Raw genomic sequence first — 9,514 nt, forward strand, 5'->3', positions numbered from 1 at the left:
GGCGGGCAAGTCAACAGGCCCGGGCTGAAATCGCCCGGGCGGTCCAGGACGCGCCAACGTCCTGCCCGTCGGGGGCCTCCATCGGAGCGGGTTAAAAATCCGCGATCCGAAGGCTTCCGGATAACGGCTCCACGCGAAGCGCTCGCCTTCGTCGAAACGGTATTCAAAACTGCAAATCATCCGGGCGAGGCCCGGGCGCTTCGCACCCTTCCCATTCGCTCAGCGAGAGATCGCGTGAGATCACACCCACTTGCCCCCACCTGACCGCTTCGCGGTCTGTCCGCCCCCATAGGGGGCGGAGGACGCCGCGCACGGGCTCCTCTTCCCCCATGGGGGAAGACGGTCGCGGAGCGACCCGTAGGGGGCAAGGGCGTGAGCCGCTGAATCCACAAAACGCCTCCCCGGATCACCCACCCCCGGCTAGTCTGCCCTCTTCGCAACACCCCGGATTCGCCCGTGTCCCAGATCGCCGTCGCCGACCTCACCGAAGCCCAGGCCGCCCTGGAGCTGGAGCGCCTGGCCGACGACCTGACGGCCCACGACCTGCGCTATCACCAGCAGGACGCTCCGACGATCACCGACGCCGAGTACGACGCCCTCAAGCGCCGCAATCTCGAGATCGAGGACCGTTTTCCCCATCTGGTGCGCGACAACTCGCCGTCGATGCGGGTCGGGGCGGCGCGGGCCGAGCAGTTCTCGCCCGTCGAGCACGGCGTGCCGATGCTGAGCCTCGACAACGCCTTCTCCAACGACGAGGCTACGGATTTCGACGCTCGCATCCGCCGATTCCTGCGGTTGACCGACGAGCCGGTGCTCTACACCGCCGAGCCGAAGATCGACGGCCTGTCGGCCTCGCTGCGCTACGAGAAGGGCGTGCTGGTCCAGGGCGCGACGCGGGGCGACGGCCGGGTGGGCGAGGACGTGACCGCCAACCTGCGCACCATCGACGACATTCCGCATCGGCTGAAGGGTTCGGGCTGGCCGGACGTCATCGAGATCCGCGGCGAGGTCTATGTCGAGCTGGAGGCCTTCGCCGCCTTCAACGCCGCCGCGCTCGAGGCCGGCCAACGCACCTACGCCAACCCCCGCAACTTCGCCGCCGGCTCGCTGCGCCAGATCGATCCGAAGATCAGCGCCCAGCGGCCGCTGCGGTTCTTCGGCTATGCCTGGGGTCTGACCAGCGCCGGCTTCGCGGCGACCCAGTGGGAAGCCCTGGCGAAACTCGAAGAATGGGGCTTCGTCACCACCGCCCCGCCGGCCAAGCAGGTGCAGGACGCCCAAGGCCTGCTGGACATCTACGCCCAGTTCGAGGAGCTGCGGCCCAAGCTGGCCTTCGACATCGACGGCGTGGTCTACAAGGTCGACGACCTGGAGCAGCAGCGTCGCCTGGGCTTCGTGTCGCGTTCGCCGCGCTGGGCGATCGCCCGAAAGTTCCCGGCCCAGCAGGCCCGCACCATCCTGGAGGCCATCGACCTGCAGGTGGGCCGCACCGGCGCGATCACCCCGGTGGCCCGTCTCAAGCCCGTGACCGTCGGCGGGGTCTCGGTGACCAACGCCACCCTGCACAACGCCGACGAGATCGCCCGCAAGGACGTGCGGGTCGGCGACACGGTGATCCTGCAACGGGCCGGCGATGTGATCCCGCAGATCGTCGGTTCGGTGGCCGAGGAGCGGCCGGCGGATTCGGTCCCGTTCGAATTCCCAACCCACTGCCCGTGCCCGCTGCATACCGAGATCGTCACGGAAACCACGGCTTCGGGGGCCGAAAGCGTTGTGCGCCGGTGCAGTGGCGAGTTCGCCTGTCCGTTCCAGCGTATCGAGCACCTGCGCCACTTCGTCTCCCGCCGGGCCTTCGACATCGAGGGCCTGGGCGAAAAGCAGCTGGCGGCCTTCTTCGAGGCCGGCTGGATCAGGGAGCCGGCCGATATCTTCAAGCTGGCCAGGGACGAGGAAAAGCTGGCCGAACTGCGAGAGCGCGACGGCTATGGCGAGACCTCGGTCGCCAACCTGGTCAAGGGCATCGAGGCGCGGCGCACCATCGGCCTGGACCGGGTGATCTACGGCCTGGGCATGCGCGACATCGGCGAGACCACCTCGACCGTGCTGGCGCGCAATTTCGACCGCTTTGAGGACCTGCAGGCCGCCGCCGAGCGGGCGGCGGGGCAACTGCCGGGCGCGGTCTATCTGGAGCTCGCAGGCGCGGCCGGGGTCGGTCCCAAGGCGCGCGACGAGCTGGTCGAGGCCGGCAAGGGCGGGCTGAAGGCCGATCCCTGGCCCGAGGCCGACAGCCTGGAGGTCAAGATCGGCCACGCCGCGCCCAAGCTGAACAAGCCGGCCCGGGCGGCTCTGGCCGAGCGCTACGGCACGTGGGAGCGCTTCGCCCAGGCCCTGGCCGAGGCCGGGCAGGGCGCGCCGGGGGACGACTATCTACAGCTGGCGGCCATCGACGGGATCGGCCCCGTGGCGGCCCAGTCGATCGCCCGCTTCTTCGCCGAGGAACATAATCGCGAAAAGGTGGCCAATCTAATCGCCGAGCTGGACATCCAGGCCGTCGCCAAGCCCAAGACCGACACCGCCGTGGCCGGCAAGACCATCGTCTTCACCGGCGCGCTGGAGAAGATGACCCGCGACGAGGCCAAGGCCCAGGCGGAGAGCTTGGGGGCGAAAGTCGCCTCTTCGGTGTCCAAGAAGACCGACCTGGTGGTGGCCGGCCCCGGCGCGGGCTCGAAGCTGAAGACCGCCACGGAGCTGGGAATCCAGGTGATGACCGAGGACGAGTGGCTGGACATGGTGGGGACCTGACATGCCGGTCGTCGCCATCGACTTCGAAACCGCCAACGAGCAACGCTCCAGCCCCTGCGCCATCGGCTTGGCCTGGATCGAGGACGGGCGGATCACCGAGGTGGAGCATCACTACATCCGGCCGATCGACATGCGCTTTTCGGGCTGGAACATCGCGGTCCACGGCATTCGTCCGAAGGACGTCGAGGACGCCGACGAGTTTCCGGCCGTGCTGTCGCGGCTGCGGGACCGAATCGAAACGGCGACGGTGATTGCCCACAACGCGTCGTTCGACATCAGCGTGATGCGCCGTACGTGCGAGCTCTACGGCCTGCCGTTCCCGCGCTTCGACTACATCTGCACGGTGCAGGTGGCCAAGAACACCTGGCCCGAGCTGCCGTCGGCCAAGCTGAACGCGGTCTGCGACTTCCTGGGCGTGGCGTTCAAGCACCATGACGCGGCCCAGGACGCCTTCGCCTGCGGCAGCGTGGCCCTGGCCGCCGTCGAGGCGACCCGGGCGTCGCACATCCGCGAACTGCCGGACAAGCTGGGCATGGTGGCCGGACGGCTGACCGCGACCAGCTACACCACCTGTTCCAGCCCGAGCCCGAAACGGCGGGTTGTCTAGGGGGCTAGGATCGGCGGGACTCGTTCGAACTCGGTCATCAATTCAGAGGCGGTTCAGCAGAACGCGCGTTAGATAGACCCAACAACCCGGGAGAAGACCCCATGAAACTGCCTATCCTTGCCGCCGCCCTGGCCCTTTCCGCCGTTTCCGCGCCGGCCTTGGCCCAGGACGCCACGGGCCTGTGGCTGACCCAGACCAATGGCGGCCAGGTCGAGATCAGCCGTTGCGGCAACAGCCTGTGCGGCAAGCTGGTCAGTTCGGATCACATCAAGAGCGATCCGACCGTCAAGGACGCGAAGAACAAGGACGCCAGCCTGCGCAATCGGCCGCTGAAGAACATGCAGATGCTGTACGACTTCACCGGCGGGCCGACCAAGTGGACGGGCGGCAAGGTCTATAACGCCAATGACGGCGGCACCTATTCTGGAACCATCACCATGACATCGCCCAACGAGTTGAAGCTCAAGGGCTGCATCATGGCGCCCCTGTGCAAGACCGAGAAGTGGACGCGGATCAAATAGTTATCCCTAAGGGGGAAGGCCCGTGGTCTGTCCCCGTCGCCGCTAGGCCACGACGTCGGCCGGGCAATCGGGGAGGGCGAGCATGTCGTGCGGCTCGTAACGGTCATTGGCCGTCTTCAGATACCGGGCGCCGGTTCTGCTGTTCAGCGCCTCGACCTTCACCGGCGCGCCGTCACGCATGACGAAGAACTGCCATTTGCCGGTGTCGATGAGCTTGATGGCTTCCTTGATCGTCAGCTTCCAAGGCGTGTCGCCGCCGCCGCAGACATGGGTGATCCGCTCGTAGGTCGTGTGACGTCCGTTCCGAGCGATGGAGGTGATTTCCGCGCGTTTGGCCATGGCGTCTTTGTCGTCCGCATAAGATACGCAACAGCGACGTTCCGTTCCGCCAGGGGGGCGGAACGAACCGTCGCGAGGTGAGCGTTTCGGCTGGTAAAAAGGGCGTCGAAATCCGACGCGCCCGGCATCATAGCAGGTTCTGCGCGATTTGAGGGATTTATGGCTCGGCTTGCCCCGCTGGGCAGGCGATCGCCCCTATCCCGTCACCGTGTAGATCATGATCCCGGTGGCCACCGACAGGTTCAGGCTGTCGGCGCGGCCGCGCATCGGGATCTTGACGTTGACGTCGCAGGCGGCGGCCAGTTCGGGCGGCAAGCCCTGTTGCTCGTTGCCCATCAGGATCAGCGAGGGCTTCACATAGTCGGCGCTCTTGTGATCGACCGTGGCGGTCAGCAGGGTGCCGACCACACTGCCGGGCCAGGTTTCGCGCCAGGCCAGGAACTCGGCCACCGAGGCCTTGGCGATCTTGACCGCGAAGATCGAGCCCATGGTCGCCCGCACCCCCTCGACCGAATAGGGGTCCACGCAATCGCCGACCAGGATCACCCCGCCGCAGCCGGCCGCGTCGGCCGTGCGGATCACTGTGCCCAGATTGCCGGGGTCGCGCACGGCCTGCATCGCCACCCAGCAAGGCGCGCTTTCCGGCACAATGGCGCTGAGCGGCGTGTAGACCTGCTTGAAGACGCCCACGACGGCCTGGGGATTGTCGCGCCGCGAGACCTTTTCGAGGATCTCACGATTGACCTCGATGACTTCGCCGCCGGCTTTCAGGCAGGCCTGGCTGGCTTTCTGCAACATCGGATGGTCGGCGGCGTCGCGGCCGTACATCAGGATCTTGGGCGCATGGCCGCAGTCGATCGCCTCGATGACGATCTTCAGCCCCTCGGCCAGGAACAGTCCGCTCTCCTCGCGCTCCTTGCGCATATGCAGGGCGCGGACGGCCTTGACCGTATTGTTGGACAGCGAGGTGACGGTCTTGGATTGCTGGGCGGCGTTCATCGTCATCACCCTTCGCTGGCCCAACGGGCAAAGAACGACAGGCCGATCTGCCGGTCGCCTTTTTCCTCGACCAACGACAGCTCGCCCCAGTCGATGACCCCGCCGCGTCCTTGCAGCTCCTGGGCCAGCAGGCCCGACATCGCCGCGCCCGAGACCCGGGCGGCATAGGCGTTCATCAGCAGGAACGAGGCGTCGGGGGCCAGGATCTGGGCGCAGTTCGCCGTCAGCTCGGCCAGGTCCTCGAACAGACGCCAGACCTCGCCGTCGGCCCCCCGGCCGAACTTGGGCGGGTCCAGGATGATGCCGTCATATTGCGAGCCACGCCGCACCTCGCGGGCCACGAAGCGGCGGGCGTCCTCGACGATCCAGCGGATCGGCTTGTCGGCCAGTCCCGCGAAGGCGGCGTTGTCACGGGCATAGCCGACCGACTTCTTGGAGGCGTCCACATGGGTGACGGCCGCGCCGGCCGCCGCGCAGACCAGGCTGGCCACGCCGGTGTAGCCGAACAGGTTCAGCACCTTGGGCTGCCTGCCCTTGATGGCCCGGACGCGGGCGTCCTGCCAGGCCCAGTTGGCCGCTTGCTCGGGGAAGAAGGCCAGGTGGCGGAATGGCGTGAACTGGCCGTGGAACTTGGCCTCGCCCCAGGCCAGGTCGAACTTTTCCAAGGGCTTGCTCTTGAAGCGCCAACGGCCGGCCTCGTCCTCGTCGGACGGATCGAAGACGGCGTCAGCGGCGTCCCACACCTTGGCGTCCAGGCGCGGAGCCCAGAAGCACTGCGGCTCGGGGCGCACGACGGTGTAACGGCCGTAGCGCTCCAGTTTCTTGCCATGACCGCTGTCCAGCAGGGCGTAGTCGGCCCAGCCGGTGGTGCGCATGACGAGTGGGGCGGCGGCGACAGTCGGATTCATGCCCCCGCCAATACGCGCTCAGGGCAAGGCCCGTCCAGTCCGCGCCAGCAGGCGAGGCAACAGAGGGTTGGCGGCGCGGGGCGTGTGCGGGGTCTTGTCCCAATGGAACGGCGCCACGACGAACTGGCGAAGGGCCTGAGCCGCCGCCAGGCTCTGAAGCGGCCAATAGAAGATCGCGCCCAGCAAGGGCAGGGGTCTTTGTCGATGTCCGGCCCGCCGCTGGGCCTGGGCTCCCGCGATCGCGACGCAGGTCCAGCCAAAGAACATCAGCATCCAATCCGGCGTCGGGACCGCGGGGCAGAGGTCGAGCATGGCGCCGACCGCTTGCAGCAGGAGCCAGGCGAACAGCGGGCCGTGGAGATGGGACGACATCACCGGCAAGGCCAGGGTGAGGATCAGCGCAACGGCGCCGCGTGGGTTGCGGACGGCCGGCCCGCGAGCATGGACGGCCAGGGTTTGCAGATGGCCCTTGATCCAGCGCGCCCGTTGCGGCGTCCAGATCCTCAAGGTGGTGGGCGAGGTCTCGAAGGTCGGACGGGCCAGGACATCGAGCCGGCGGCCTTGTGCGGCCAGGCGAAAGCCGATGTCTGCGTCTTCGGTGACATTGTAGGGGTCCCACCCACCGACGGCGCGCAAGGCGTCGGCTCGGAAGTGATTGCTGGTGCCGCCGAGCGGGAAGGGCAGGCCCCAGCGCGCCAGGGCCGGCAGGAAGACTTCGAACAGCACCGCGTATTCGAGGGCGAACTGGTCGGGCAGGAAGCGAGGATCGGGCTCGATCCGCAACGGCGCTTGCAGGCAGGCCAGGTCGGCGTCGGCCTGGGCGAATCGCGCGGCGGCTTCGCGCAGTTGGCCAGGGTCGGGCGCGTCCTCGGCGTCGTAGATCACCACCAGCTCGCCCCGGGCCCGTTCCAGCCCGATATTGCAGGCGCGGGGTTTGGTCTGGGGCGAGCCCGGCGGGGCGATCAACACCTGGAAACCGGCCGGCAGATCCAGGGTCGCGAAAGCAACCTGGGTTTCATGATCTTGGGCCTCGAGAACGATCAGCACCTGGAGGCGGTCGCGCGGATAGTTCAGGCGACGCAGGTTGGCGACCAACTCCGCGGCCACCGCCGCCTCGCGGTAGAGAGGGACAATGATCGTGTAGGCGGGCAGCGCTTCGTCGGGGAGGGGTGCTGTGACCGCAAGCCCACGGGGCGTGAAGGCGGCGACCAGCTTGATCGCCGAATGACCCATGAAACCCAGGAAGAACAGCAGGTGAAACCCCTCGAGGATCAGGCGGGGCTGCAACAGGGCAAGAAGGACCAATCCCAGAACCAAGATTGACAGTCCGATGATCTGGGCCCGCGACAGGCGGCGATGGGCTCCATCCCGCAGCGGCTTGGCCGCCCACTCCGGCTCGTCGGGCGTGGCCCCGACCCAGCTTCCGTCCGTTGGTCGCGCCCCGAACGCGCGCCACTGCTGGTCTCTTTCCTCTCGCGCCATAGCCCCCGCCGCGCCTAGTCAGATCCAGCGAGTAGATAACGAATCTTCAACTATAAAGTGTCAAACGGAAAAATACCCGTTTCACGTAAATCGTTGAGTGTTGCGGCCTTTGGGTGATTCCCGTTTAGTGTCGGTCCAGGGGATTAGGTAGGGGAACGCCACATCGTGACGGTCGTGTTGAAGAAGCCGCACAAGTCCGCCCGTAAGCCGAAGGGAGACGGTCACCTGCGCCGGGGGGAAATCCTGGCCGCCGCCGAGAAGATCTTCATCGCCGAGGGCTATGCAGGGGCTACGATTCGCAAGATCGCCGACGCGGTGGGAGTGTCATCGACAGCGCTCTACATGCACTTCCGCGACAAGGATCAGATCTTGCTGGAGATCAGCGACGACGCGATCGGCCAACTGTTGGCGGTCAATGTCGACATCGCTCACCGGCCGATCGACGCGGTGGCGCGCGTCAAGCTGATGCTTGAGGCCTATATGCGCTTCGCTCTTAGCAATCCTAACACCTACCAGCTGGTGTTCTGCGGTTCGCGCGACGTGATCTCCAAGGAAAAACAGGCCGCCACCGCCGAGCTGGGCGACCGTTGCTTCGAGGAGTTCAGCGGACCGATTCACGAGATCGCCGCCGCTGGGCGCCTGCGCACAGGATCGGGCGAGAGCGCGGCCCAGGTGCTGTGGGCGGCCTGTCATGGACTGGTGGCCTTGCTGATCACCATGCCGGATCGCAACTGGGCTCCGCGCGAAGAGCTGATGAAGGTTACGCTGGAAGGGCTGCTGCACGGCCTGGTCACGGACTGACGCCCATGCGCGCCGCCTTGCTGGCCGGCCTGATCGTCGGCCTGGCGATCGCGGCGGGACCCGTCGACGCTCAAACCGTGGCCCAAGCGGCCGCGAGGCGCGTGATGTCGCTGGATTCCTGCGCTGACCAGTACGTCCTGGCCCTGGCCTCGCGTCAGGCCATCGTCGGGATCTCGCCGCGCGCCGACGGGCCGGATTCCTTTCTCCGCACCAGGGCCGCCGGCTTGCCTCAACGGCGGACGACGCTGGAAGCCGTGCTAGGCGCGCGTCCCGAGGTGGTGGTGCGCCAGTGGGGCGGTGACGCCCGGCTAATGGCCGCCATTTCCCGGCGCGGCGTTCAGACGGTGAGTCTGGGCGACGCCGTCGACTTCGACGGCGTGCGGGCCAATGTCCGCCAGGTGGCCGTGGCCTTGAACCGCCAGGCCGAAGGCGAGGCGCTGTTGGCAAGAATGGACGCCGACCTGGCGCGAGCGGCCGGCGCGGGCAGAGGACGAAGCGCCTTTTACCTGACGCCCGGCGGCTACACGGCCGGCCCCAATACGATGATCGACGCCATGCTGCGGGCGGCCGGCTTCACCAACGCCTCGCCCCAGCCGTACTTTTCGCCCGCGCCTCTGGAACACCTGGTGCTGAACCCGCCCAAGGCGGTGGTGCTGGGTTTCTTTGACTTGACCCGGGCTGGCGCCGACCGTTGGGGACCCGGACGTCATGAGGCGCTGCGCAAGGCGACGCGCGGTCGGGTGATCGCCTCGCTGCCCGGCGCCATGCTGGGCTGCTCGGCCTGGTTCGCCGCCGATGGAGCGCGGGTCTTGGCGGAGGCGGCGCGATGAGCCCGCGTCGCCTGGAGTTTGTCCTGCTGCTGGTGTTGGGCGCCGCCGCGGTGGTCGCCATCGGCCTGGGCGAGAGTCCATTGAGCGCCGGCCAATATCACCAGGCCCTAAGCGATCCGGCCTCGCCGCCGGGCGAGGTGCTTTGGGCGATCCGCCTGCCGCGCGTGCTGATGGCCGCCCTGGTCGGCGCGGGCCTGGGCCTGGCGGGCGCGACGATGCAGGGAC

Annotated in this window: 10 protein-coding genes; 6 read left to right on the plus strand and 4 right to left on the minus strand. The window is 67.5% G+C overall.

The genetic code is table 11. The features are described from left to right. The first annotated feature begins 456 nt into the window (after nt 1-456). The 3 genes from ligA to WAL33_RS04250 all read left to right on the plus strand — a co-directional run bounded on the left by ligA (nt 457) and on the right by WAL33_RS04250 (nt 3,930). The gene (gene ligA, locus WAL33_RS04240) at nt 457-2,802 is read left to right on the plus strand and encodes an NAD-dependent DNA ligase LigA (protein WP_422178811.1); all 2,346 of its coding nucleotides are present in this window, start codon (nt 457-459) and stop codon (nt 2,800-2,802) included. A gap of 1 nt (nt 2,803) precedes the next feature. Further along, nucleotides 2,804-3,409, plus strand: coding sequence for a 3'-5' exonuclease (locus tag WAL33_RS04245; RefSeq protein ID WP_422178813.1), 606 nt, complete (start codon nt 2,804-2,806; stop codon nt 3,407-3,409). A 101-nt stretch (nt 3,410-3,510) separates the two neighbouring features. Further along, entirely contained in the window at nt 3,511-3,930 is a 420-nt protein-coding gene (locus WAL33_RS04250) for a DUF2147 domain-containing protein (RefSeq protein WP_422178815.1), read from the plus strand. Between the two features lie 42 nt (nt 3,931-3,972). Here the strand turns inward: WAL33_RS04250 and WAL33_RS04255 are convergent, their stop codons facing one another. The 4 genes from WAL33_RS04255 to WAL33_RS04270 form a co-directional block, all read right to left on the minus strand. Next, nucleotides 3,973-4,269 carry a DUF3892 domain-containing protein gene (locus WAL33_RS04255; RefSeq protein WP_422178817.1) on the minus strand — a complete coding sequence of 99 codons (297 nt, stop codon included), beginning with the start codon at nt 4,267-4,269 and terminating at the stop codon, nt 3,973-3,975. Between the two features lie 195 nt (nt 4,270-4,464). Continuing rightward, nucleotides 4,465-5,268, minus strand: coding sequence for a TrmH family RNA methyltransferase (locus WAL33_RS04260; RefSeq protein WP_422178829.1), 804 nt, complete (start codon nt 5,266-5,268; stop codon nt 4,465-4,467). A gap of 5 nt (nt 5,269-5,273) precedes the next feature. After that, a complete protein-coding gene (locus WAL33_RS04265; protein WP_422178819.1) occupies nt 5,274-6,176 on the minus strand; it encodes a class I SAM-dependent methyltransferase in 903 nt (300 codons plus the stop codon). Between the two features lie 18 nt (nt 6,177-6,194). Continuing rightward, nucleotides 6,195-7,658 (minus strand): glycosyltransferase, encoded by a 1,464-nt coding sequence (locus WAL33_RS04270; protein ID WP_422178821.1) that lies wholly within the window; start codon nt 7,656-7,658, stop codon nt 6,195-6,197. Nucleotides 7,659-7,823: 165 nt separating this feature from the next. On the opposite strand from WAL33_RS04270, the gene WAL33_RS04275 reads away from it, so the two are divergent. From WAL33_RS04275 to WAL33_RS04285, 3 genes are all read left to right on the plus strand, one after another. Further along, a complete protein-coding gene (locus WAL33_RS04275; protein ID WP_422178823.1) occupies nt 7,824-8,459 on the plus strand; it encodes a TetR/AcrR family transcriptional regulator in 636 nt (211 codons plus the stop codon). A gap of 5 nt (nt 8,460-8,464) precedes the next feature. Next, on the plus strand, nt 8,465-9,289 hold the full coding sequence (locus tag WAL33_RS04280; RefSeq protein ID WP_422178825.1) for an ABC transporter substrate-binding protein: 825 nt from the start codon (nt 8,465-8,467) through the stop codon (nt 9,287-9,289). Continuing rightward, nucleotides 9,286-9,514 (plus strand): iron chelate uptake ABC transporter family permease subunit (locus tag WAL33_RS04285; RefSeq protein WP_422178827.1); only part of this gene is annotated, 229 nt, incomplete at its 3' end. The genes WAL33_RS04280 and WAL33_RS04285, both read left to right, overlap by 4 nt.

It is taken from the genome of Caulobacter sp. (assembly GCF_049283275.1).
Taxonomy (GTDB): Bacteria; Pseudomonadota; Alphaproteobacteria; order Caulobacterales; family Caulobacteraceae; genus Caulobacter.

What these genes read in the sequence shown, in the direction of transcription:
- WAL33_RS04260 (WP_422178829.1), bottom strand. Translation starts at nt 5,268, where the DNA reads ATGAACGCCGCCCAGCAATCCAAGACCGTCACCTCGCTGTCCAACAAT.
- WAL33_RS04250 (WP_422178815.1), top strand. Translation starts at nt 3,511, where the DNA reads ATGAAACTGCCTATCCTTGCCGCCGCCCTGGCCCTTTCCGCCGTTTCC.
- WAL33_RS04280 (WP_422178825.1), top strand. Translation starts at nt 8,465, where the DNA reads ATGCGCGCCGCCTTGCTGGCCGGCCTGATCGTCGGCCTGGCGATCGCG.
- WAL33_RS04270 (WP_422178821.1), bottom strand. Translation starts at nt 7,658, where the DNA reads ATGGCGCGAGAGGAAAGAGACCAGCAGTGGCGCGCGTTCGGGGCGCGA.
- WAL33_RS04255 (WP_422178817.1), bottom strand. Translation starts at nt 4,269, where the DNA reads ATGGCCAAACGCGCGGAAATCACCTCCATCGCTCGGAACGGACGTCAC.
- WAL33_RS04245 (WP_422178813.1), top strand. Translation starts at nt 2,804, where the DNA reads ATGCCGGTCGTCGCCATCGACTTCGAAACCGCCAACGAGCAACGCTCC.
- WAL33_RS04265 (WP_422178819.1), bottom strand. Translation starts at nt 6,176, where the DNA reads ATGAATCCGACTGTCGCCGCCGCCCCACTCGTCATGCGCACCACCGGC.